23 protein-coding genes and 1 tRNA gene are annotated in these 23,308 nt (G+C 72.1%); 10 read left to right on the top strand and 14 right to left on the bottom strand.

Translation table 11 applies throughout. From position 1 onward, the window contains the following. Positions 1-24: 24 nt before the first annotated feature. The 7 genes from EOE48_RS24415 to EOE48_RS24385 all read right to left on the bottom strand — a co-directional run bounded on the left by EOE48_RS24415 (position 25) and on the right by EOE48_RS24385 (position 5,283). Complete coding sequence (locus EOE48_RS24415; protein WP_127733489.1) at positions 25-507, bottom strand: pathogenicity island protein; 483 nt, start codon at positions 505-507, stop codon at positions 25-27. Positions 508-562: 55 nt separating this feature from the next. Then, a complete protein-coding gene (locus tag EOE48_RS24410; protein ID WP_127733488.1) occupies positions 563-1,009 on the bottom strand; it encodes a type III secretion system chaperone family protein in 447 nt (148 codons plus the stop codon). A 15-nt stretch (positions 1,010-1,024) separates the two neighbouring features. After that, positions 1,025-1,873: a hypothetical protein gene (locus EOE48_RS24405; RefSeq protein WP_127733487.1), complete on the bottom strand. Its 849-nt coding sequence runs from the start codon at positions 1,871-1,873 to the stop codon at positions 1,025-1,027. Between the two features lie 268 nt (positions 1,874-2,141). After that, positions 2,142-3,266 carry a hypothetical protein gene (locus EOE48_RS24400; RefSeq protein ID WP_127733486.1) on the bottom strand — a complete coding sequence of 375 codons (1,125 nt, stop codon included), beginning with the start codon at positions 3,264-3,266 and terminating at the stop codon, positions 2,142-2,144. A gap of 37 nt (positions 3,267-3,303) precedes the next feature. Then, positions 3,304-3,867: a tetratricopeptide repeat protein gene (locus EOE48_RS24395; RefSeq protein ID WP_127733485.1), complete on the bottom strand. Its 564-nt coding sequence runs from the start codon at positions 3,865-3,867 to the stop codon at positions 3,304-3,306. A 289-nt stretch (positions 3,868-4,156) separates the two neighbouring features. Then, positions 4,157-4,232: transfer RNA gene (locus EOE48_RS24390), tRNA-Ile, on the bottom strand. A 304-nt stretch (positions 4,233-4,536) separates the two neighbouring features. Then, the gene (locus tag EOE48_RS24385) at positions 4,537-5,283 is read right to left on the bottom strand and encodes a DUF4142 domain-containing protein (RefSeq protein ID WP_127733484.1); all 747 of its coding nucleotides are present in this window, start codon (positions 5,281-5,283) and stop codon (positions 4,537-4,539) included. Between the two features lie 318 nt (positions 5,284-5,601). On the opposite strand from EOE48_RS24385, the gene EOE48_RS24380 reads away from it, so the two are divergent. From EOE48_RS24380 to EOE48_RS24370, 3 genes are all read left to right on the top strand, one after another. Then, positions 5,602-6,351 carry an electron transfer flavoprotein subunit beta/FixA family protein gene (locus EOE48_RS24380; protein WP_127733483.1) on the top strand — a complete coding sequence of 250 codons (750 nt, stop codon included), beginning with the start codon at positions 5,602-5,604 and terminating at the stop codon, positions 6,349-6,351. A gap of 154 nt (positions 6,352-6,505) precedes the next feature. Then, positions 6,506-7,453, top strand: a complete 948-nt coding sequence (locus EOE48_RS24375; protein ID WP_127733482.1) for an electron transfer flavoprotein subunit alpha/FixB family protein — start codon at positions 6,506-6,508, stop codon at positions 7,451-7,453. Between the two features lie 147 nt (positions 7,454-7,600). Further along, positions 7,601-8,482 (top strand): 3-hydroxybutyryl-CoA dehydrogenase, encoded by an 882-nt coding sequence (locus EOE48_RS24370; protein ID WP_127733481.1) that lies wholly within the window; start codon positions 7,601-7,603, stop codon positions 8,480-8,482. A gap of 73 nt (positions 8,483-8,555) precedes the next feature. Here EOE48_RS24370 and EOE48_RS24365 read toward each other — a convergent pair whose 3' ends face one another. Next, entirely contained in the window at positions 8,556-8,873 is a 318-nt protein-coding gene (locus EOE48_RS24365; protein ID WP_127733480.1) for a hypothetical protein, read from the bottom strand. Between the two features lie 210 nt (positions 8,874-9,083). Between EOE48_RS24365 and EOE48_RS24360 the strand changes: the two genes are divergently transcribed. Further along, positions 9,084-11,081: a PhoX family protein gene (locus EOE48_RS24360; RefSeq protein ID WP_127733479.1), complete on the top strand. Its 1,998-nt coding sequence runs from the start codon at positions 9,084-9,086 to the stop codon at positions 11,079-11,081. A gap of 113 nt (positions 11,082-11,194) precedes the next feature. Here EOE48_RS24360 and EOE48_RS24355 read toward each other — a convergent pair whose 3' ends face one another. From EOE48_RS24355 to EOE48_RS24335, 5 genes are all read right to left on the bottom strand, one after another. Beyond that, on the bottom strand, positions 11,195-12,202 hold the full coding sequence (locus EOE48_RS24355) for an NAD(P)H-quinone oxidoreductase (RefSeq protein ID WP_127733478.1): 1,008 nt from the start codon (positions 12,200-12,202) through the stop codon (positions 11,195-11,197). A 43-nt stretch (positions 12,203-12,245) separates the two neighbouring features. After that, entirely contained in the window at positions 12,246-12,917 is a 672-nt protein-coding gene (gene upp, locus EOE48_RS24350) for a uracil phosphoribosyltransferase (RefSeq protein WP_127733477.1), read from the bottom strand. Positions 12,918-12,983: 66 nt separating this feature from the next. Beyond that, complete coding sequence (locus tag EOE48_RS24345) at positions 12,984-14,231, bottom strand: URC4/urg3 family protein (RefSeq protein ID WP_246154808.1); 1,248 nt, start codon at positions 14,229-14,231, stop codon at positions 12,984-12,986. A 40-nt stretch (positions 14,232-14,271) separates the two neighbouring features. Next, a complete protein-coding gene (locus tag EOE48_RS24340; RefSeq protein WP_127733476.1) occupies positions 14,272-15,528 on the bottom strand; it encodes a GTP cyclohydrolase II in 1,257 nt (418 codons plus the stop codon). 136 nt (positions 15,529-15,664) lie between these two features. Continuing rightward, entirely contained in the window at positions 15,665-15,976 is a 312-nt protein-coding gene (locus EOE48_RS24335; protein WP_127733475.1) for a hypothetical protein, read from the bottom strand. A 208-nt stretch (positions 15,977-16,184) separates the two neighbouring features. On the opposite strand from EOE48_RS24335, the gene EOE48_RS24330 reads away from it, so the two are divergent. From EOE48_RS24330 to EOE48_RS24315, 4 genes are all read left to right on the top strand, one after another. Further along, positions 16,185-16,364, top strand: a complete 180-nt coding sequence (locus EOE48_RS24330; protein WP_127733474.1) for a hypothetical protein — start codon at positions 16,185-16,187, stop codon at positions 16,362-16,364. A 122-nt stretch (positions 16,365-16,486) separates the two neighbouring features. Then, positions 16,487-17,566: a peptide chain release factor 1 gene (prfA, locus tag EOE48_RS24325; RefSeq protein ID WP_127733473.1), complete on the top strand. Its 1,080-nt coding sequence runs from the start codon at positions 16,487-16,489 to the stop codon at positions 17,564-17,566. After that, entirely contained in the window at positions 17,563-18,456 is an 894-nt protein-coding gene (gene prmC, locus EOE48_RS24320; protein ID WP_127733472.1) for a peptide chain release factor N(5)-glutamine methyltransferase, read from the top strand. Before prfA ends, prmC begins: the two co-directional genes overlap by 4 nt. A gap of 447 nt (positions 18,457-18,903) precedes the next feature. Further along, positions 18,904-19,968, top strand: coding sequence for a DUF4167 domain-containing protein (locus EOE48_RS24315; protein ID WP_127733471.1), 1,065 nt, complete (start codon positions 18,904-18,906; stop codon positions 19,966-19,968). A 216-nt stretch (positions 19,969-20,184) separates the two neighbouring features. Here EOE48_RS24315 and EOE48_RS24310 read toward each other — a convergent pair whose 3' ends face one another. Further along, a complete protein-coding gene (locus tag EOE48_RS24310) occupies positions 20,185-21,090 on the bottom strand; it encodes an ATP-binding protein (protein WP_127733470.1) in 906 nt (301 codons plus the stop codon). Positions 21,091-21,307: 217 nt separating this feature from the next. On the opposite strand from EOE48_RS24310, the gene yajC reads away from it, so the two are divergent. After that, positions 21,308-21,643, top strand: coding sequence for a preprotein translocase subunit YajC (yajC, locus tag EOE48_RS24305; RefSeq protein WP_127733469.1), 336 nt, complete (start codon positions 21,308-21,310; stop codon positions 21,641-21,643). A gap of 53 nt (positions 21,644-21,696) precedes the next feature. After that, positions 21,697-23,304: a protein translocase subunit SecD gene (gene secD, locus EOE48_RS24300; protein ID WP_127733468.1), complete on the top strand. Its 1,608-nt coding sequence runs from the start codon at positions 21,697-21,699 to the stop codon at positions 23,302-23,304. The last annotated feature ends 4 nt before the right edge of the window (positions 23,305-23,308 follow it).

Genomic DNA, 23,308 nt, shown 5'->3' with positions numbered 1-23,308 from the left:
CGGCGCCGGGCGCCAAGGCCGGGCTCAGGCCCCGGCCGCGGCGGGGGCCGCCGGCAGGGTCAGGGATTGCAGCAGCCGCCGGGCCGCGTCGGCGGTGGCGGCGTCGCGGGCCTCGCGGGCGCGGGCGAGCGCGTCGGTGAGGTCCTCCTGCGCCTCGGCGAGGTGGCCGAGGGTGAGGCAGGCCCGCCCCGACAGGTAGTAGCCGCGCGGGTCCTTGGGCGCGAGCGAAACCACCGCCGAGGCGGCCTGGAGCGCCAGATGCGCCTCCTCGAGGTGGAGGGCGCAATTGGCGAGCCCGACCTGGAACTCGACGTTGGTCGGCTCGCACAGGATGAGCCCGACATAGATCCGGAACGCCTCGGCCGGCGCGCCGCGGCGCAGGTGGTTGCGGGCGACTTCGAGCCCGACCGAGAGGTCCTCGCCGCGCAGGCCGATCGCGTCGCGCACCCCGCCGTCGAGGAAGCGGCGGAGCTCCTCCTGCGTATCCCCGTGGCTGTCCTGGTTCATCGCTGCCTCGTCCTGGGTCTCGGTGTCGTCGCGGCCCCGTCGGGCCGTCCGTATGTCACAGGCGGAGGATCACCGCCTGATGGTCGAGGAACCGGTCGGCGGAGGGCGCCGGGGCGGCCCCGTCCAGGGTCGGTCCGTGCAGGTCGAGGAGGTGCAGCACCTCCTCGACCGCGTCGCGCAGGGCCGGCACGGCGTCGGCCCGGCACGGGCCGGCCGCCACCGCCATCACGGCGTCGTCCTGCAGCCGCAGGCAGGCCCGGTGGGTCAGGACCAGCCCGAGCCCGTCGCGCATCAGCCGCCGGAGCGCCTCGCCGCGGCCGGTCCGGTCCGGCGGCAGCCGGCCGAGCTCGGCCTCGATCACGACCTGCCGCCCGTCCGGCGCCGGAGACAGAACGAGCGTCCGGCCGTCGATGCGCAGGCTCGGCCGGTCCGGGACCGGTCCCGGCAGGCCGAGGCTCGCCCACAGGGCGGCGGTCGCGGCCTCGAAGCTGTCGGTCCGCATCTCCGCCTCCCCGGCTCAGACCCGCGTCAGCGATTGCATCTGCTGCGCCTTGGCGTCGGAGAGTTCCTTGAGGAAGTTGATGATCGACCGGACCATCTCGTCGAGGGCCTGCTGGGCCTCCTTCTTGACGTCGGCGGTCGCCTGCTTCTCCTGGGCCATGGCGGCGTCGATCGCGCCCTGCGCCTCCTGTCCCTTGGCGGTGGCCTGCGCATCGGTGGACTGGTAGCCCGACACGCCCGGTCCGAGCTGGCCGAACGTGCTCCCGATCGTGCCGACGCCCTGGGCGATGCCCGAGAGCGCCTTGCCCGCCTCGGTCGCGGCGCCCTTGACCATGCCCCCGACGCCGATGCCGACCGAGACGGCGCTGATGACGATGGAGACGACCGCGAACGCGATGGACGCGTCCAACGACTTCTCGGCACCGTCCTTGAGCGTCTGCGACTGCTCCGTCAGCGTCGCCGCCTGGCTCATCAGCTCGGTCTTGGCCGCGGCGCGGGCGTCGAGGCGATCCTGCAGCGCGTTCTTGCGGGCATCGGCGGCCTGCTCGATCATCGCCCGGGCCAGGAAGCCGAAGCTGTCCTCCGACAGCGATCCGAGCTTCACCGATCCGGCCGCGGCCACGTAGGCGTCGAGCGCCTTGCCGAGGTCGTCGGGGATCTTGCCGGACGGCGCGAGGTCGGCGGCGCCGACGAGGGCGAGGAAGATCGCGGCCTGGGCCGGGGGCAACTCGCCGGCCCGGCTCTGGATGCCGGCGGCGACGCTCTCCGCCTGCTGGACGGAGATGCCGGCCTTGAGGTTGGCCCCATCGTAGAAGCTGGCCGGAACGTAGGGCCGGAGCTGGTCGGAAACGGCGGTCGTGGACATGGGTCTGTTCCGTCAGGATGAGGCATGCTGCGGGTTCAGGAGCCGGCGGCCGGTCCGGACCGCGCTCAGCAGACTTGCGTCGGCAGGCCAACGCTTCGTCCGCTTGGCTTGTTGTTTCGTCTCAGGTCTTTCTCGCAGGAGCGGCAGCCGCTCTCGCGAAACCTGCTGAGAGCATTCTCCGACGAAGCGGATACCGGCTCGTCGTAGAAAATGCGGCAAGGTCAGAGACCTGGAGAGCTTCGCGATTGCCACGCGATCGTGACGTGCTCTAGATCCGGCCCTGGCCGATGCGGCTGTAGGTCTGGCCGGTGTCCTGGGCGGCCTCGGTCAGGGCGTCGAGGTTCGATTCCATGACCTGCTGGACGCCCTTCAGGCGCGCCAGCGACATGTCGATCATGTCCTCGATGTTCTCGATCACCGCCTGCCACTGCTTCGACTGGGCCTCGAGATCCTTGGAATCGGCATCGAGCTTCGTCGCCTCGTTCTGGCCGTGGGCGACGACGAGATCGCCGGTGGTGCTCGCGGCCGACGAGCCGATCGAGAGGCCGAGGGTCGCGACCTTGGCCGCTCCCTGGGTGCTGCTCGACGCCGCCGCCACGCCCATCTCCACGCCCGTCTTCGCGGCCTGGTAGGCACCGATGCCGCCGGCGATCGCCGCGCCGAGCATCAGGGCGGCGGCGAGCGAGTTCGCGACGATGCGGCCGATGCCGTCGGCCTTGGCGCCCTCGGCGGTCGCGTCCTCCTCGGACATGCCCTGGCCCATCAGCACCGCCTTGTGCATCTCGCCGACGAAGCCGAGCCCCGGCTTGCCGTCCTTGGTGGTCGCCGCCGCGTAGGTCGCGTCGGCGGCGAGCCCGAGCAGGATCACCCCGGCCGCGATCAGCATGACGCCGGAGGCGACGCCGGCCGGGCCGGTGACCGCGGTCCCGGCGAAGGCCACCGCCGCGGCGATGAAGGCCACGATCGCGCCGACGTACTGGAACGCGATCTTGATCTTGTCCCAGACGCTCAGATTTTCGCGCTTCTGCTCGGCCTCCTGCATCTTCGCTTCGGCATCCTTGATCGTCCGGCTCTTCTCCTCCAGCGCGGCGCGCTTGGACTGCTGGTCGACCTCGATCTTCTGCTTCTCGCTCTCGTTCATGGTGTCACGGATGGTCGTGAGCACCTTGAGCAGCGTCACCTGGAGCTTCTCGCCCGAGATGTCGGGCATCAGCGCGCGCAGGCTCTCCATCATCGCGCTCGCCGACGCCGTCGGCGGGGCGCCGGGGGCCGGGCCCGTCGCGCCCGACAGGGCGCCCGGCCCGGCCGTCTGCTCGACATTGCGGGCCTTGCCGACGTCGCCGCCGGGCTGGAGGGGCGTGGAACCGGAAAGGGGGATCGCGCCGACGCTCATGGCGGGCTCCTGGTCTCGGGAGGGGACGGATGGGGGATCAGGCGGCGTGCTCGGTCGGGCCGCCGAGCAGGGCGAGCATCCGGTCGGCATGGGCGACGCGGTCGGCCTGGCCGGCGCTCACCGCCTCGCCCTTGCCGACCTCGAAGCAGGCGCGGGCCTGCTCGGTCTCGCGGTTGGCCATGAAGCATTCGGCGAGGCGCAGGTAGCCGTCGGCGTTGGTGGCGTCGAGGGCGAGGAAGCCGGCATAGAGCTTGCCGGCCGCGCCGTAGTTCCCCTGCGCCTGATAGGTCGTGGCGAGGGCGTAGATCGCCCGGGCGTCGAGGGGTTCGAGGTAGTACAGCGTGGTCAGGGTCGCCTGGGCGCCGGCGACGTCGCCGACCTGCATCTGGCGGATGCCCTGGGCGAGCAGCGCGTCGCGCTCCTCCTTGGGGATCTTGAGGATGTCGGCGAGCGACAGGCCCTCGCGCATCGCCTCGAGGATGCTCTGCGCCCGCGGGGTCTTCGCCGACAGGCCGAGGACCGTCTCGACGATGGTCGAGGCCGAGGCCACGATGAACTTCATGTCCGCGTCGGATTGGGGCATTCCGTCGAGGATCGACATGGTCGGGCTCCGGCTCGTCAGGATGGCTCGACCATACCGGCCGGCCGCCGGGCGCTTGTGCCGAAGGTGACAGGCGCGGAGGTTTTCGCGGCGCCGGTTCGTCGATGCGCACGGTCCCGGCCGGACCCGGCCGTCCGACGGCGACGGACCGTCCGCCCGCCGCAGAGTTTCCGGGCAGACGGACGCCGGCCCCGGGCGCAGGGCGGCCGAGGAGACCCGAGCCGGCGCCGCATCGACGTCGGGGCCGCCACGGGACCGTCTTCCTCAAGGGAAGGGAAAGGAAGGGAGATGGTGGGCCCGGCAGGACTCGAACCTGCAACCAGACCGTTATGAGCGGCCGGCTCTAACCATTGAGCTACAGGCCCACGCCCCCAGTCCCCTAGCGGGAACGGGTGCGCAGGTCCAGCGGCACGGTACGTCCGGCCAGGGCCATCGCTTCAGCGATTGTCCTGCGGTCGCCCGCAGGGCGACGCTCCATGGCGGGCGCGAACAGCGCCCCGCGGAGCGGGTTCGAGGGGACGAACGTCCGCTCGAACGCGTAAGCGGAGCGAAAGCCAAAGTCACGGCGACACGACGTGTCGCGCGTGACTGCCGGCGCCTGAGGCCAAGCAAGAAACCAGGGCCATCGCTCCGAAGCGATGGCCCTGTGCGTCCGGCCGGCACGGGCGATCAGAACGCGGCGTCGTCGTCCTCGGACAGGCGGCCGTGCAGGTCGGCGGCGCGGTCGAACTCGTCCTGCAGCATCGGCGCCGCCTGGGCGGCGAAGGTCCGGCCGCGGGCGCTGTCGCCGTTGCGGGCATAGGCCTGATAGAGGCGGACCGACTCGGCGTCGGAGGCGGCCTGCAGGCCGGTATAGGTGCGGTCGAAGCGGCGGCCGCTGGTGGCGTTCAGGTCGGCGAGGCGCTTCTGGCGGGACGGGTCGAGGGCCACGCGCTTGCCGGGCTCGCCCGGGCGGGCATCGACGATCGGGTTGACCGGGTTGGTGCCGGTGACGCCCCCGACCACGCCGCCGACGACCGCGCCGGTGATCTGGAACGGCAGGGCGATCAGGCCGAGCGGGCTGCCGAACGGCCCGTCACGGGTCCCGTCGGCGACCACGGTGCCGCCGGCGGTGAGCGAGGTTCCGGGAGGCAGCAGGGCGTCGGTGGTGGCCTGACGGTTGACGATCACCTGGTCGGCGTGGGCCCGCACCTTCGGGTTGCGCGACCGCTCCAGGGCCATCCGGCTCGCCTCGATGCTGTAGGCGTCGTTGCGCAGCGCCTCGGCCCGGAACGCCTCCGTGTCGATCGTGGCGGCGCCCGGCCCGGCCGGAATCAGGACCGGCAGCGGCGCGCCCTGTGCGAAGGCCGAGGCGAGCGGAGCCGCCGAGACCGCGACGACGAGCGAGGCCTGAGCCAAACGAGACTTGAGAGTCATATGAGAAGGTTTCCCGACAACGCAGGGTCCGGCCGTGCAACCGGGCCGGCCCCCGGGGTGTGACTGCCCCATCGCCCCCACAACCGCGGCACGACTCGGTTGTTCCTTTGCGTCCGGACGCAGGCTGGGCCGGACCGCGGGCCGGCGGGTGCGGCGGCGAGGGCACGACCGGCTGTGCGGAGACCCGACGGGTCGCGTTGACATTTCGGAAAATCGGCCGCTACGGTCCGCCACCTTGCGCCCCAGGGATGATCGCCGACGAACCACGCGCAGACGTGCGAGCGCGCGATCGCCACGCCTCGGAAGGAAGCGACGATCATGAAGGTTCTGGTGCCCGTGAAGCGGGTCGTTGACTACAACGTCAAGATCCGGGTGAAGCCAGACGGCTCGGGCGTGGAACTCGCCAACGTCAAGATGTCGATGAACCCCTTCGACGAGATCGCCGTCGAGGAGGCGATCCGGCTCAAGGAGAAGGGCAAGGCCACCGAGATCGTCGCGGTCTCGATCGGCCCGCAGCAGGCCCAGGAGACCCTGCGCACCGCGCTCGCCATGGGCGCCGACCGCGCCATCCTGGTCAAGACCGACGTCGCGGTCGAGCCGCTCGCCGTCGCCAAGCTGCTCAAGGCGGTGGCGGAGAAGGAGAGCCCGGACCTCGTCATCCTCGGCAAGCAGGCGATCGACGACGATTCCAACCAGACCGGCCAGATGCTCGCCGCCCTGCTCGGCTGGCCCCAGGGCACCTTCGCGTTCAAGCTCGAGGTCGGCGAGGGCAGCCTCGACGTCGTCCGCGAGATCGACGGCGGCCTCCAGACCCTGACCCTCGGGCTGCCGGCGATCGTCACGACGGACCTGCGCCTCAACGAGCCGCGCTACGCCTCGCTCCCCAACATCATGAAGGCCAAGAAGAAGCCCCTCGACACGCTCGAGCCCGAGGCGCTCGGCGTCGACGTGACGCCGCGGCTCACCGTGCTCAAGACCGTCGAGCCGGGCGGTCGCAAGGCCGGCGTCAAGGTCGCCTCGGCGGCCGACCTCGTCACCAAGCTGAAGGTCGAGGCCGGCGTTCTGTGATACGATTTTCGAACGATCCGTTCGAAAATCGTATCATCAGCCCGCGCGGCGCTTGAGCGAAGCCGGTTTCTGCATCGCGACGCGATCCCGCATGGATCGCCGAGCGATCAATCAGAAACCGTATGACGCGCCTCCCATCGAGAGGACTCTCCCCATGGCCACCCTCCTCCTCGTCGAACACGCCGGCGGCGCCCTGAAGGACGCCAGCCTCAAGGCGCTCACCGCCGCCCGGCAGATCGGCACGCCCGTCCACGCCCTCGTCACCGGCTCCGACGGCAAGGCCGCGGCGGACGCCGCCGCCAGGCTCGACGGCGTCGACAAGGTCCTGCTGGCCGAGGACGCCGCCCTCGACCACCTGCTCGCCGAGCCGACCGCCGCCCTGATCGCCGAACTCGCCGCGGGCTACGACGCGGTGGTGGCCGGCGCCTCGACCGAGGGCAAGAACGTGATGCCGCGGGTCGCCGCGCTCCTCGACGTCGCGCAGGTCTCCGACATCATCAAGGTCGTCTCGCCCGACACGTTCGAGCGGCCGATCTACGCCGGCAACGCGATCCAGACCGTGCAGTCGGGCGAGGCGAAGAAGGTCGTCACCGTGCGCTCGGCCGCCTTCCAGCCGACCGGCGAGGGCGGCGCCGCGGCCCCGGTCGAGGCGGTCTCGGCCAAGGCCGGCGAGGGGAAGTCCACCTTCAAGGGCGAGGAGATCGCCAAGTCCGACCGGCCGGAACTCGCCGGCGCCCGCATCATCGTGTCGGGCGGCCGCTCGCTCGGCTCGGCCGACAAGTTCAAGGAGCTGATCGAGCCGCTCGCCGATACCCTCGGGGCCGCGGTGGGCGCCTCGCGCGCGGCGGTGGATGCCGGCTACGCGCCGAACGACTGGCAGGTCGGCCAGACCGGAAAGGTCGTGGCGCCCGACCTCTACGTCGCGGTCGGCATCTCGGGGGCGATCCAGCACCTCGCCGGCATGAAGGACTCGAAGGTCATCGTCGCGATCAACAAGGACGAGGAGGCGCCGATCTTCCAGGTCGCCGATTACGGCCTCGTCGGCGACCTGTTCCAGGTCGTGCCGGAACTCCAGCAGGAAATCGCCAAGGCCAAGGGCTGACGGCGGCGCGGGAGCTGCGGCGGGACCCGGGGCGCGGCCGGCTCCGGGTCTTTTCGTGCGGGAGGGGTCCCCTCCCGGCGGTTTGCAGGTAGGATCGGCCGGACCCGGCGGCGGCGACCGGGCACGATCGGCTCGAGGCAGGACGTGATGGGTATCGACATCAAGACCATCGGCATCGTCGGCGCCGGCCAGATGGGCAGCGGCATCGCCCATGTCTGTGCCCTGTCGGGCCTGTCGGTGCGGATCAACGACCGCGACACCGACCGGCTGCGCAACAGCCTCGCCACCGTCAACGGCAACCTCCAGCGTCAGGTCGTCAAGGGGACGATCAGCGAGGACGAGCGCCGCGCCACCATCGAGCGCATCGTGCCGGTGGACAGCTTCGACGATTTCGGTCCCTGCGACATCGTGATCGAGGCCGCGACCGAGGACGAGGTCGTCAAGCGCCAGATCTTCAGCGCGCTCTGCCCGTCGCTGCGGCCCGAGACGATGGTGGCGACCAACACCTCGTCGATCTCGATCACCCGGCTCGCCGCCTCGACCGACCGGCCCGAGCGGTTCATCGGCATCCACTTCATGAACCCGGTGCCGATCATGCAGCTCGTCGAGCTGATCCGCGGCATCGCCACCGAGGATCCGACCTACGAGGCGGCGAAGGCGTTCATCGGCAAGCTCGGCAAGACCGTGACGGTGTCGGAGGATTTCCCCGCCTTCATCGTCAACCGCATCCTGCTGCCGATGATCAACGAGGCGATCTACACCCTCTACGAGGGCGTCGGCTCGGTCGATTCGATCGACACCGCGATGAAGCTCGGCGCCAACCACCCGATGGGGCCGCTCCAGCTCGCCGACTTCATCGGTCTCGATACCTGCCTGTCGATCATGCAGGTGCTGTACGAGGGGCTCGCCGACTCGAAGTACCGGCCGTGCCCGCTGCTGGTGAAGTACGTCGAGGCCGGCTGGCTCGGCCGCAAGGCCAAGCGCGGCTTCTACGACTACCGCGGCGACGTCCCGGTTCCGACCCGCTGAGATTGCGGACCCGACGCCACGAAGGCCGGCCCCGCGGGAGGCCGGCCTTCGTCGTCGGGGTGTCGCCCGCGGCTCAGCGGGCGTTGGTCGAGCCGGTGGTCGAGGGCTGGGCCGGCGACGGATAGGACGGGTTGCCGGCCGGGACGCCGGCGCTGTTCGAGGAGGCCGGGCCGCCCTGGCCGCTGGCCGAGCCGGTGATCTGCTGGCGCGAGGCGTCCTGGCTCTGGCTGGCATAGTCCTTCGGCGCGTTGCTGCCGTTCCAGCCGAGCAGGCCGACCATCGCCACCGCCAGCAGGGCGAGGCTGCCGAGCAGCACGTAGAGCACGGGCCGGCCCCTTGTGCCGTGGCGGGCCTCGGTCGGGGTCTCGATCGTCCGATTGGTCTTGTCCATGGGGTTCCTCGCTGCCGCTGCGGCCGGTCCCGTCGGCGAAGGCCGGCGGGGCCATGGCCTCGGGGTCGTGTCTGGGCGGGCAACGTCGGCCCGCAGGCCAAGGTTCCTCGCCGTCCGGGCGCCGGCCCGCTGCCGGAACAGCGCGTCATCCTGTTGCCATCTCGGGCGATTACCCTGCGACACGTCCGACCGATCACGACCCGAGGCGTCATGACACAGCCGATCTCCAGCCGTTCGCAGCAGGCCGAGGCCGCCGAGGACGTCGGCTCGAACGCCAGCGCCAACCCGAGCCTCGGCGAGGTCGTGGCCCACCGCTTCGACCGGCGCGGCCTGCTCGGCGCCCTGGCGGTCGGCGCGATCTCGGCCGTGGTGGCGCCGCGCGCCCTCGCGGCCGCCGGCACGGCGGCCAGCACCACGCAGGCGAGCGCGCCGGCCGCCGAGACCTTCCCGTTCCGCGAATTGCCGGCCGGCGCCGACGAGCGCCACCACGTCGCCGACGGGCACGACGCCGAGATCCTGATCCGCTGGGGCGACCCGGTGCTGCCCGGCGCGCCGGCCTTCGACCCGCGCGCCCAGACCGCCGCGGCCCAGGCGATGCAGTTCGGCTACAACAACGACTTCCTCGGCTACTTCCCGATGCCGGGCGCCGCCGACCCGGCCGCGCACGGCCTGCTGGTGGTCAACCACGAATACACCAACGAGGAACTGATGTTCCCCGGCCTCGGCAGGCAGGAGGGCAAGGCCGCCTTCGCGGGCATGACCCGCGACCTCGTCGACATCGAGATGGCGGCCCATGGCGGTTCGGTGATCGAGGTGAGGAAGGTCGACGGCCGCTGGCGGGTGGTTCCGGACTCAGGCTTTGCCCGCCGCATCACCGCCACGACGCCGATGCGGCTCTCCGGCCCCGCCGCCGGCACTGAGCGCCTGCGCACCGCCGCCGACCCGGAGGGGCGCCACCCGCTCGGGATGATCAACAACTGCGCCGGCGGCGTGACGCCGTGGGGCACCTGGCTCTCCTGCGAGGAGAACATCAACTACTACTTCCGGGGCCGGCTGCCGGAGGGCTCGCCGGAGGCGCGCAACCACAAGCGCCTCGGCCTGCCCGGCAACCTCTACGCCTGGGGCCGCTTCCACGACCGCTTCGACCTCGGCCGCGAGCCCAACGAGCCGAACCGCTTCGGCTGGGTGGTCGAGATCGACCCGTTCGATCCCGCCTCGGTGCCGGTCAAGCGCACCGCGATGGGCCGGTTCAAGCACGAGGGCGCCGCCGGGGCGCTGGCCAGGGACGGCCGCTACGTCGTGTTCCAGGGCGACGACGAGCGCTTCGACTACGTGTACCGCTTCGTCACCGAGGCCGCCGTCGATACCGCCAACCGCGCCGCCAACCGCGACATCCTCGACCGCGGCACGCTCTCGGCCGCGCGCTTCGACGCCGATGGGCGCGGCGCGTGGCTGCCGCTGGTGTTCGGCCAGGGGCCGCTGACGCCGGAGAACGGGTTTCGCGATCAGGCCGACGTGCTGGTCGAGACCCGGCGCGCCGCCGACCTCCTCGGCGCCACCCGGATGGACCGGCCGGAGGACGTCGAGGCCAATCCGAAGACCGGCAAGGTCTACGTGATGCTGACCAACAACAAGAGCCGCAAGGCCGATGCGGTCGACGCGGCCAACCCGCGGCCGGACAACCGCTTCGGCCACATCGTCGAGATGAGCCCGGAGGGCGGCGACTTCGCGGCGAACGCCTTCGCCTGGGAGGTGCTGGTGCGCTGCGGCGACCCGTCGGTGGCGGCGGTCGGCGCCACCTTCTCGTCGGCGACGACGAAGGACGGCTGGTTCGGCATGCCCGACAATTGCGCGGTCGACGGCCAGGGCCGGCTCTGGGTCTCCACCGACGGCAACTCGCGGGGCAAGACCGGCCGCGCCGACGGCATCTGGGCGATGGAGACGGAGGGCGAGCGCCGCGGCACGGGCAAGCACTTCTTCCAGGTCCCGGTCGGGGCCGAGATGTGCGGGCCGTACTTCACCCCCGACGACACCACCTTCTTCGTCGCCGTCCAGCACCCGGGCGAGGCCGACGAGGAGGACCCGAACGCCGCCCCGGCGACCTTCGAGCAGCCGGCGACCCGCTGGCCGGACTTCGAGCCCGGCACGCCGCCGCGCCCCTCGGTGGTGGCGATCACCCGGCGCGGGGGAGGGCGGGTCGGGACCTGATCGGGCCGGTCGCGTTCGGACGAAACAGGACGCCCGCCCCCCGCAGAGGGGGGAGGGCCGACATGCGGTTCTTCAGGCACGCGCCGGCAACGCCGGGACACGCGCCGCGCCGGTCAACGCCCGGTCGTCAGCATGATCTTGCCGAGATGGGCGCTCGATTCCATCAGGGCATGCGCCTCGCGGGCCTCTTCCAGCGGGAAGGTCGCGTGGATGATCGGCTTGACCGTGCCGGCGTCGAGCAGCGGCCACACCTCCCGGCGCAGGCCCTCGGCAATCGCCGCCTTCTGGGCAACGGTGCGCGGGCGCAGGGTCGAGCCGGTGACGGTGAGGCGCCGGATCATCACCGGGGTCAGGTTGAAGCCGTCGAGCTGGAAGCCCTGCAGGAACGCGATGATGACGAGGCGGCCGTCGAGGGCGAGGGAGGCGATGTTCTGCTCGAAATAGCCGGCCCCGACCATGTCGAGGATCACGTCGACGCCCTTGCCGTCGGTGAGGCGCTTCACCTCCGCGACGAAGTCGGCCTCGCGGTAGTTGATGCCGGCATCCGCCCCGAGCTGTTCGCAGAACGCGCATTTCTCCGCCGAGCCCGCGGTGGCGTAGACCGTGGCGCCGAAATGCTTGGCGAGCTGGATCGCCGTCGAGCCGATGCCGCTCGACCCGCCGTGGATCAGGATGCGCTCGCCCGCCTGTAGGCGCCCGCGCTCGAACACGTTGGTCCAGACCGTGTAGTAGTTCTCCGGCAGGCCCGCGGCTTCGAGCAGCGACAGCGGGGCGGGACGGGGCAGGCACAGGGCCGCGTCGGCGACCGCGTACTCGGCGTAGCCGCCGCTGATCGTCAGCGCGCAGACCTCGTCGCCGACGCGCAGGTCGCCCACGCCGTCGCCGAGGGCGACGACGCGGCCGGCGACCTCCAGGCCCGGCACCGCGGTGGCGCCGGGCGGCGGCGGGTACTTGCCGGCGCGCTGCTGGCAGTCGGGTCGGTTCACCCCGGCGGCCACGACCTCGATCAGGACCTGTCCGGGTCCGGGCGTCGGGACCGGGGCGGTCTCCAGGCCGATCACCTCCGGACCGCCGGCCCCGTTGAAGCGGACCTGGCGCATGGTGGCGGGCAGTGACGGCATGGCGTTGTCTCCGAGGTTTTTCTTGTGTGCGTGAGCGCGCGGCTCAGCGCGTTCCGTACATCCGGTCGCCGGCGTCGCCCAGCCCCGGCAGGATGTAGCCGTGCTCGTTGAGGTGGCTGTCGATCGAGGCGGTCCAGATCGGCACGTCGGGATGGGCGCCCTGGAACTTCGTCAGCCCCTCCGGCGAGGCCAGCAGGCAGACGAAGCGCAGGTCGCGGGCGCCGCGCTCCTTCAGCCGGTCCACCGCCGCCACCGCCGAGTTCGCCGTGGCGAGCATCGGGTCGAGGACCAGCACGGTGCGGTCGGCGAGGTCGGACGGCGCCTTGAAGTAGTACTCGACCGCCTCGAGCGAGTCGGGATCGCGGTAGAGCCCGACATGGGCGACGCGGGCCGAGGGCAGCAGCGACAGCATCCCGTCGAGGAAGCCGATGCCGGCGCGCAGGATCGGCGCCAGGACGAGCTTCTTGCCGGCGATCTGCACCCCCTGCATCGTCACCAGCGGGGTCTCGATCTCGACCGGCTCCAGCGGCAGGTCGCGGGTCACCTCGTAGGCGAGCAGCGTGCCGATCTCGTTGAGGAGCTGGCGGAAGCCCTTGGTCGAGCGCGCCTTGTCGCGCAGCAGCGTCAGCTTGTGCTGCACCAGCGGATGGTCGACCACCGTCACCGCCGCACCCCCGGCGAGCCCTGCTTCGGCCCGCGCGCTCGCACCCTGCATTCCCGTGATCCCCTCGCTCGTCCGGCCGCCTCGACGGCTCCCGTCAGTGTAGAAGGTGTGCGCGCCTCAGAACACCGTCCCGTCGCTCTCGATCGCGAGCGGCGGCGCCCCGTCCGGGCGCAGGGCGCGGGCGAGGCGCCGGCCGGTGGCCCAGGTCCCGCCCTCCAGCACCTTGGCGAGCGGCAGGTCGTCCGGTTCGGCGATGCCGAGCCGCTCGCGCACCAGAGGGGCGATCCGGTCGAGGAGCGCGACGGTGAGCGCCCGCCACTCGACCACCAGCGGCGACTCGACGGGGTGCGGCCGGCCCGCCTCGGCCGGGTCCTTGAGCGCCAGCACGCCGGTATCGAGGAAGAGGCCGCCGTTGCGGTATTCCGGCAGGCCCGTGAGGGCGTCGAGCCCGGTCACGGCGATGCCGGCCTCCTCCAGCGGTTCGAGCAGCGAATAGGCGAGCCACTGCGACAGCTTGTGGAACGGCACCAGCCCGGCGGTCTCGCCCGCCCCGCCGGCGAGGGGGTGGCGCCAGGTGTCGCCGAGATCGACCCCCTCGACGACGATGCGCCCGGGCCAGATCGGGCCGAGATGGGCGAGCAGGGTGTCGAGGATCGCGGCGGCCGGCAGGGCGCCGTCGCGAGCCCGGGCGGCGAGGCGGTCGAACAGCCCGCCGGGACGCGCCTCCGTCCCGAACCCCTCGGGGTCGGCCGCCACCACCTGCCCGAGGCGGTTCATCAGCGCGGTGCGGCCCGGGAGCCCGACCAGCGGGTTGGCCGGGCCGGCCTGGAAGCCCTGGGCCAGTTCGGCCTCGGTGAGGCTCGCCAGCGCCCGGGCGTCGACCCGGAACGGGTCCTCCGGCTCGGCCGAGAACAGGCCCGAGATGAACATGTCGAAGCTCGCCACCGCGAGCCCCTCGGAGCGGGCGTAGGTCTCGCCGGTCCGTCCCTCCTCGTAGCGCCAGGTCGGGCCGGCGCCGGCATCGAGCAGCACGCTGACGATCACGAGGTCGAACGCCGCCCGCGCGCGGGCCGCCGCATCCTCCCACGGCGCCGCGTGGACGAGGGAGCCCCAGCGCTCGAACCCGCCGACGGCGAAGTGGCGCCAGCGGGCGTGGTAGGGGATGGCGAGGTCCGGGTAGTTCGCCCGAATCGTCTCGACCACCGCGTCGGCGCAGGCGCCGAGGCGCCCGGGATCGACCGCGAAGTGCGGCAGCCGTCCGGCGAGGCCCTGCGCCAGCAGGGCCTCGGCCCGCTCGCGCACCGCCGCCGCCGAGAGCAGGCTGCGCGGGTCGTTCGGGTCGATCACGGACGCACCATCGCTCACGGGCAGGACTCCGGTACAGGCTTCGGGTAGGGGGGACGCGTCAGAACCGGTCGAGGTCGCGACCCTTGACGGCGTCGAGGTCGCGGGCTTCGGGCCCGCCCTCGGGGGTGTAGTAGCCGGCCGCCTTCTTGGCCTCGATCTCGACCGAGGCGTCGGGCGGGATCAGCTCGGGCGGGATCGGCACCCGCTCGCCGACCTCGATCCCCGACCCGGTGATGGCGTCGTACTTCATGTTCGACATCGACATCAGCCGGTCGATGCGGGTGATGCCGAGCCAGTGCAGCACGTCGGGCATCAGTTGCTGGAAGCGGGCGTCCTGCACGCCGGCGACGCATTCGGTGCGCTCGAAGTAGGTGGCGGCGGAATCGCCCCCCTCCTGGCGCTTGCGGGCGTTGTAGACGAGGAACTTGGTCACCTCGCCGAGGGCGCGCCCCTCCTTGCGGTTGTAGACGATGACGCCGACGCCGCCGGTCTGGGCCTCGCGTACGCATTCCTCGATGCCGTGGGTGAGGTAGGGCCGGCAGGTGCAGATGTCGGAGCCGAACACGTCCGAGCCGTTGCACTCGTCGTGGACCCGGCAGGCGATGCGGGTCGAGCGGCCGGAGAGCTTCTCCACCTCGCCCATCACGTAGACGGTGCAGCCGCCGATCGGCGGCAGGAACACCTGAAGGTCGGGCCGGGTGACGAGCTCCGGGAACATGCCGCCGGTCTGCTCGAACAGCGTGCGGCGGAGGGCCGTCTCGCCGGTGCCGAACCGGGCCGCGACCCCGGGCAGGTACCAGACCGGGTCGACCGCGACCTTGGTCACCGAGATGTCGCCGGTCTTGTGCAGCACGGTGCCGTCGGCGGCCAGCCGGTGCGCGCCCATCGCCGCCAAAATCTCCGGCAGCGACAGCCGGGCTTTGGTCACCGCGATGGTCGGGCGGATGTCGGTGCCGGTGGCGATCTCGTCGGCGAAGACCTCGCCGGGCAGGTGGCCCCACGGATCGAGGGAGACGATTTTTCCTGGGTCCGACCATTGCGGGTGCGGGCCGATGCCGACCACCGGGTGGGTGTTGGTCAGGTCGGGCCGGGCCAGCGGGTTGAGGGCGCGTCCGGCGATCGCCAGGGCGCGATACAGCGAGTAGGCGCCGCCGCTCGCCCCGATCACGTTGCGGTCGGCCGGGTTGGTGACCGTGCCGATCACCGGGCCGCGCTGCTTCGGGTCGGCCGCGCCCCAGCGGATCGGCCAGCGGGCCGAGCCCGGCTCCGGGTGCGAGGTCAGGCGGATATGCGTCGAGCGATTCGAAGTCGTCATGCGGCCACGCCTGCTTCCTCAACGGAGAAGGCTCCCCGCGACGGCGGGGAGCCTTCAGGGCTTGACCTCATCGAAGGTGGCGCAACCGGGCGGAGCGGTCAAGTTTGGGCCCGCACCGCAGTGCAGCGCGACCGTTTCAACCCTGCTGGCGATCGAGGCTGCTGTCGTCGCCCGACACGTCGGTCATCGGGCCGCCGAGGCCGCTGGTGTTGTCGTCGCGGCGGGCCTGCTCGTCGAAGTTGCGGCGGTTGCCGGCGTGGTCCTGGTACTGCTCGGTCTGGATGTTGCGGCTGTCGAGGCCGCGCTCCTGGCTGTGCTGGGCCTTGTCGCGGTTGCTCAGCACCATGTTCTCCGGCAGCACGCCCTCGGGCAGCTCGGTCATCGCCCCGGTTCCCGACCGCTTGCCCTGCGCACCGGGACCCATGTTGTTCTTGCTGGCATTGGCCATGGCGTCGTCCTCGAACAGGCGGCGGATCCGCCGCGGAGGCGCAAGAAAATGTGCCGCGCTCCGCACGATGCAAGCGCGGCCGTGCCAAATTTAATGCCGGCTCATCATGGAACCCGGGGCACGAATACGCTCTTAGGCAGGCATCTATAGCCAAGTCACGGTGGCGGCTCGGCCACGAGACGGAGCACGCCCGGCGAGCGAGGGAGCCATGGACCTCCAGAAGACCATCCGCGACGCGATCGTGGCCGAGCTGAATCGTCAGGCCGGGCCGGAGCCGGACGCGCCGAAGGTCGATACCAGCGAGACCGGCTACGCCGTCATCGCCGGGCGCATCGACATCGACGCGCTCATCATGGCGATCGAGGGCGCGGTCGCCGGCGGGCCGTGACGGACGGGGCGCCCGACTCGCCATGACCGGCGGACCTGCTATACGCGGGCCCGATTGCGCGGCGCGAGATCCGTCGCCGCCCCCGGCTGAAGCCGGCCCGGACCGAGCCCATATCCCGCGCCATGATCGTCATTCCCTCCGACCGCCTCGACGCCATCCTGGCCCGTCACGAGATCGTCACCGCGACCCTGAGTGCCGGCGAGAGCGAGGCCGAGAGCTTCGTCCAGCTCTCGCGCGAACTCGCCGAACTCGACGACGTGGTCGCGGCGATCCGCGCCTTCCGGGCCGCCGAGGCGGACCTGGAAGGGGTCGAGGCGATGCTGAGCGAGGGCGACCCGGAGATGCGGGCGCTGGCCTTTGAGGAGAAGCCCGAGGCCGAGGCCGCCCGTGACGCCGCCGGCCGCGCGCTCCAGCTCCTGCTCCTGCCCAAGGACGCCGCCGACGAGAAGAGCGCGATCCTCGAGGTCCGCGCCGGCACCGGGGGCGACGAGGCCGCCCTGTTCGCCGGCGACCTCTTCCGCATGTATGCCCGCTACGCCGACCTCAAGGGCTGGCGGGTCGAGGTCGTCTCCGAGAGCCCCGGCACCGTCGGCGGCTACCGCGAGGTCGTCGCCGAGGTGAAGGGCCGCGGCGTGTTCGCGAAGCTGAAGTTCGAGAGCGGGGCGCATCGGGTCCAGCGCGTGCCCGAGACCGAGACGCAGGGGCGCATCCACACCTCCGCCGCCACCGTGGCGGTGCTGCCGGAGGCCGAGGAGGTCGACGTCCAGGTCAACGACGCCGACCTGAAGATCGACACCATGCGGGCGCAGGGCGCCGGCGGCCAGCACGTCAACAAGACCGAATCGGCGATCCGCATCACCCACGTCCCGAGCGGCATTGTGGTGTTCGTTCAGGAGGAGCGCTCGCAGCACAAGAACCGCGCTCGCGCCATGGCGGTGCTGCGCGCGCGCCTCTACGAGCAGGAGCGGACCCAGAAGGACGCCGCCCGCGCCGCCGACCGCAAGTCCCAGGTCGGCAGCGGCGACCGCTCCGAGCGCATCCGCACCTACAACTTCCCGCAGGCGCGGGTCACCGACCACCGCATCAACCTGACGCTCTACAAGCTGGAGGAGGTGCTGGCCGGCACCGCCCTCGACGAGCTGGTCGACGCGCTCTCGGCCGAGCATCAGGCCGCCCTGCTCGCCGCCGAGGGGCTGGCGTGAGCGAGGCCGCGGCGGAGGCGGTCGTCGCCGGCGCCACAGGCCGGGCCGAGGCGGGCCGCCGCGCCGCCCTGTGGCTCGCCGGGCGCGGCATCGCGACCGCCGCCCTCGACGCCCGGATCCTCACCCTCGATCTCCTCGGGCTCACCGCCGCCGACCTCGCGCTCGCCGGCGAGGTGCCGGTCGGCGAGGCCGGGGCGGCGGCGCTCAACGCGGCTCTCGCCCGGCGCGCGTCCGGCGAGCCGGTCGCCCGCATCCTCGGCGCCTGGGAGTTCTGGGGCCTGCCGTTCCGCCTCGGCCCCGACACCCTGGTGCCGCGCCCGGACACCGAGACCGTGGTCGAGGCGGCCCTGGCGCTCCATCCGCCGCCGGGCGACGGCGTGCGGCTCCTCGACCTCGGCACCGGCTCGGGCTGCCTGCTGGTGGCGCTGCTGAGCGAGTGGCCCGGCGCGACCGGCCTCGGGACCGACCGCTCCGCGCCGGCCCTGCGTCTCGCCCGCGACAACGCCCGGCGCAACGGCGTCGGCGGCCGCGCCGGCTTCGTCGCCGGCGACTGGGGCGCCGCCCTCGGCGGCCGGTTCGACGTCGTGGTGTCGAACCCGCCCTACATCGCGACCCGGACCGTCGAGGGGCTCGACCCGGAGGTGCGCGACCACGATCCGCGCCTCGCCCTCGACGGCGGCGTCGACGGGCTCGACGCCTACCGGACGATCCTGGCCCAGGCTCCCGGCCTGCTGGCGCCGGGCGGGGCGCTGCTGGTCGAGATCGGCTACGATCAGGAGGCGGCCCTGCGCGCCCTGGCGCCGGCCTCGGGCCTGCGCGTCGAGGCGGTGCGCCGCGACCTCGCCGGGCATCCCCGGGTGGTGGCGATGCGCGCCGCGGACCCAGGGTGAGGCGGCGGACCCAAGTTCCTGATGTCGTTGGTGCGTTCGCGCACGCGATTTCGCCGTTCCTTGCGCGATTCCAGAATTTCTCCGCGCGATTCCACTTGGCGCCGTCCGATCGCGTCGCTAATATAGGACGACAGATCGTGAACGGTCCGGTCAGGCGGCCCGGCTCGCAGGCGCGGGCCACGAACCGGGTGCGGACCTCGGGCGATCGTCACACCGGGCATTTCCAGGGGCGTGCGAACGGTCTGCCCGGTCATCCGCAACTGGCAAGCGTCGGGCCGACCGGACACGCGAGCGCCCGCGGTTGACCACAGCACACGGACATCGTCGCGGCATGGGGCGGCCCGGCAGGGCCCGCACGAGAACGCGGCCGGTCCGTCCAGCGCGCGTCCTGCCAGCGAGTCGAACGAGGGTCAGTCGAGACCGATGAGACCAAACCAGAACCGGCGTATGCGTGGCCGCAATCGCAGCAACAAAGGCCCCAACCCGCTCACCCGTTCCTATGAGTCGAACGGCCCCGACGTCAAAATCCGCGGCACGGCCCAGCACATCGCCGACAAGTACGCCCAGCTCGCCCGCGACGCCCAGGCGAGCGGCGACCCGGTGATGGCGGAAAACTATTTCCAGCACGGCGAGCACTATTACCGCATCATCGCCGCCGCCAACGAGCAGTACCGCCAGCAATACGGCGGCACCTACGGCCGCCAGTCCTTCGACGACGAGGGCGACGAGGGCGACGAGGGCGAGCCGAACGGCTACGCCGCACAGAGCGATGCCCGCGGCTACGCCGCCTACGGCCCCGGCGACGATTACGGCGATCCGGCCCAGCAGCCGCAGCCCTACGGCGAGCCCGATGCGCGCCCTGCCCGCTTCGACCGCCAGCAGGAGCGTCCCGAGCGCCAGGACCGCCAGCAGGACCGCGGCGACCGTCCCGATCGCGGTGACCGCCCCGATCGTGCGGATCGGCCCGATCGCGGCGACCGCCGCGAGCGGTTCCAGAACCGCCAGGACCGCCCGCCGCGCCAGGACCGCCAACAGGACCGCGCCGAGCGACAGGATCGCGGCGACCGTCCCGATCGCGGCGACCGTTCCGATCGCGGCGACCGTTCCGATCGCGGCGACCGTTCCGATCGCGGCGATCGGCAGGATTACGCCGCCCGCGGCGAGCCGCCGCGCCAGGACGCCTATCGCGACGCGCCCCGCGCCGATGCTCCCCCCCGCGAGGGTGGTCGTTCCGAGTACCGGCGCGAGCGCCGCCGCGAGGAGCCCCGTCCCGAGCCGGTCGCCGAGGAGCCGGTCGGCCTGCCGGCCTTCCTGACCACCCCGGCCCGCGCGCCGGCCCCTGCCCCGGTCGAGGAGGCGCCCCCGCCGCCGCCGCCGGCCGAGCCCGAGGCCGCCGCTGAGGAAGCCCCCCGGCCGCGCCGCCGCCGCCGCACCCGCTACGAGGGCGCCGCGCCGGAAGGCACCGAGACGCCCGGCACCGACCTGTTCCCGAAGGCCGCCGGCGAGTCCTGATCGGCACGTCCGAACCCTCCCCCGCTGCGGGGAAGGGTGCCCGGCGGAGGCCGGGCGGGAGACGGGATCGCGACGCTGATTCAGTTGGCGCTCGTCACCGGGGTCGCGCCATTTCCGGAGGCGGCGTCCCCTCTCGGCGGGACTCCGTCCCGCTGCACTCACTGCGTTCGCCACCCTCCCCCGCAAAGGGGGGAGGGTTGGCCCCGCATACTAGCTTCACTCCAGCCGCTGCCCCAGCCGCCCGGCGAGGTCCTGGATGAACTGGAACGCCGTGCGGCCGGAGCGGGCGCCGCGGGTGGTCGCCCATTCCAGCGCCTCGGCCCGCAGCCGCGCCGGCTCGACCGCGAGGCCGTGGCGGGCGACGTAGGCGTCGACCATCGCCAAGTACTCGTCCTGGCTGCACTTGTGGAAGCCGAGCCACAGGCCGAACCGGTCGGACAGCGACACCTTCTCCTCGACTGCCTCGCCCGGATTGATCGCCGTCGAGCGCTCGTTCTCGACCATCTCGCGGGCGAGCAGGTGGCGCCGGTTCGAGGTGGCGTAGAACAGCACGTTGTCGGGCCGTCCCTCGATGCCGCCGTCGAGCGCCGCCTTCAGCGACTTGTACGAGGTGTCCTCGGCGTCGAAGGACAGGTCGTCGCAGAACACCACGAAGCGGTGCGGGTCGGGCCGCAGCAGCCCCATCAGCGCCGGCAGGCCCTCGATGTCCTCGCGGTGGATCTCGACCAGCTTCAGGGGCCGCGCGCCGCCCTCGCGCCGGGCGTTGATCTCGGCATGGACCGCCTTGACCAGCGACGACTTGCCCATGCCGCGGGCGCCCCACAGCAGGGCGTTGTTCGCCGGCAGGCCGCGGGCGAAGCGCTCGGTGTTGTCGAACAGGATGTCGCGCATCCGGTCGATGCCGTGCAGGAGGCCGATCTCGACCCGGTTGACCTTCGGGACCGGCTGCAGCCGGCCCTCGGCGAGCCACACGAAGGCGTCGGCGGCGGCGAGGTCCGGCCGCGGCGTCGCCGGCGGCGCCGCGCGCTCCAGGGCGGCGGCGATGCGCAGCAGCACCGGCATCAGGCCGTCATCGGTCGGGGCAGGGGTCGGGGAAGGGGTCGGGGCAGGGGGCTCGGTCATGGCGGCTCGGCGTCGGAATCCGGTCTCGGACGTTTACGGGCTCGCGGGCGTCTTAATCCGGGCGTCCGGCGCGCGCGAGCGGTCCCGGTGCGCCCCCGCCATGCGGCGGCGGTGTCGCCGTTGCTTTCGGGTCGCCCCTGGCTATAGTCCGCGCGCTTTCACGACAGGCGGCCCGGCCCCCGGGCGGCCCGTCCTCGCATTTCCGGGAGACCCACGAGTGATCACGCCCGCCTTCGCGCAGGGAGCTGGCGCCGCCGCCAGCGGCACGGACGTCATCTTGCAGGTGGTCCCGTTCGTTCTCATCTTCGTCATCATGTATTTCCTGATCCTGCGGCCGCAGCAGCGCAAGGCCAAGCAGCATCAGGACATGGTCCGCAACGTGCGCCGCGGCGACACCGTGGTGACCAACGGCGGCATCCTCGGCCGGGTGTCGAAGGTGACCGACGAGGCGAGCGAGATCGAGGTCGAGATCGCCGAGGGCGTGCGGGTGAAGGTCGTCCGCGGGATGATCGCCGAGGTCCGCGCCAAGGGCGAGCCGGTCAAGGCCGCCTGATCCAGCCGGGGGCCGCGCGGCCCCCGCCTCACGCACTCACGTCGGGACCGCCGATGCTCCGTTTCTCCACCGCGAAGATCGTCTCGACGCTCGCCGTGATCCTGATCGGCCTGACGCTGGCGGTGCCGAGCTTCTTCTCGGCCGACCAGCGCAAGGCCTTCGTCTCGTCCCTGCCGGGCTGGTTCCCGACCTGGATCGTGCCCACCCGCGCCATCGTGCTCGGCCTCGACCTCCAGGGCGGGTCGCAGATCGTGCTCGAGGTCGACCGCAACGACCTCACCCGCACCATGGCGCAGCAATTGCGCGACGACGTGCGCGGGGCGCTGCGGGCCGAGTCGATCCAGGCCGACGGCGGCATCCAGCTCACCCCCCGCGGCGTGCAACTGCGCATCGCCGATGCCGCCGCCCGTGCCCGGGCGCTTCCGAAGCTGCGGGCGCTGTCGCAGCCGGTCACCGATGCGGTGCTGGGCCAGACCGGCGCCAACACCCTCGACGTCAAGGAAGATCCCAACGGCACGATCCGGCTCGACTTCACCGATGCCGGCCTCAACGCCCGGGTCCGCCGGGCGGTGACCCAGGCGATCGAGGTGGTGCGCCGCCGCGTCGATCTCGGCGGCACCACCGAGCCGTCGATCCAGCAGCAAGGCGCCGACCGCATCCTCGTCCAGGTGCCGGGCCTCCAGGACCCGCAGCGGCTCGAGGAGCAGCTCGGCAAGACCGCCAAGCTCGAATTCCGCATGCTCGCCGACAGCCCGTCCGGCGACGTCGACATGCTGCCGTCGCGCGATTCCAACGGCCAGCGGGTGCCGGTCGAGCGCCGGGTGATGGCCGACGGCGCCGACCTCACCGACGCCCAGCCGGGCTTCGACTCGAAGTCGAATGAGCCGATCGTCAACTTCAAGTTCAACCTGCGCGGCGCCCAGCGCTTCGGGCAGGCGACGAGCGAGAATGTCGGCCGGCCGATGGCGATCGTCCTCGACAACGAGGTCGTGTCGGCGCCGCGCATCCTCCAGCCGATCACCGGCGGCCAGGGCCAGATCTCGGGCCGGTTCACGGTGCAGCAGGCCAACGACCTGTCGGTGCTGCTGCGCGCCGGCGCCCTTCCGGCCAAGCTCACCATCATCGAGCGCCGCACCGTCGGCCCGGGCCTCGGCCGCGACTCGATCGAGGCCGGCAAGAACGCCACCATCGTGGCGACGGTGCTGGTCGTAGTGCTGATGTTCGCGACCTACGGCGTGTTCGGCCTGTTCGCCAACATCGCGCTCCTCGTCCATGTCGGGCTGATCCTCGGCCTGATGTCGGTGCTGGAGGCGACCATGACCCTGCCGGGCATCGCCGGCATCGTGCTCACCATCGGCACGGCGGTGGACTCGAACGTGCTGATCTACGAGCGCGTGCGCGAGGAGGTGCGGGCCGGACGCTCGATTCCGTCCGCGCTCCAGGCCGGGTTCGACCGCGCCTTCGCCACCATCGTCGACTCGAACTCGACCATGGCGATCGCCGCGATCATCCTGTTCTTCATGGGGTCGGGCCCGGTGCGCGGCTTCGCGGTCGTGTTCATCCTCGGCATCCTGACCACCGTCATCACCGCCGTGACGCTCACCCGGATGATGATCGCGCTCTGGTACCAGCGCTTCCGGCCGAAGGTGCTGCCGATCTGACGAC

The sequence above is a fragment of the Methylobacterium oryzihabitans genome (assembly GCF_004004555.2).
Lineage (GTDB): Bacteria > Pseudomonadota > Alphaproteobacteria > Rhizobiales > Beijerinckiaceae > Methylobacterium > Methylobacterium oryzihabitans.
This window is presented reverse-complemented; position numbering and strand designations above follow the sequence as displayed.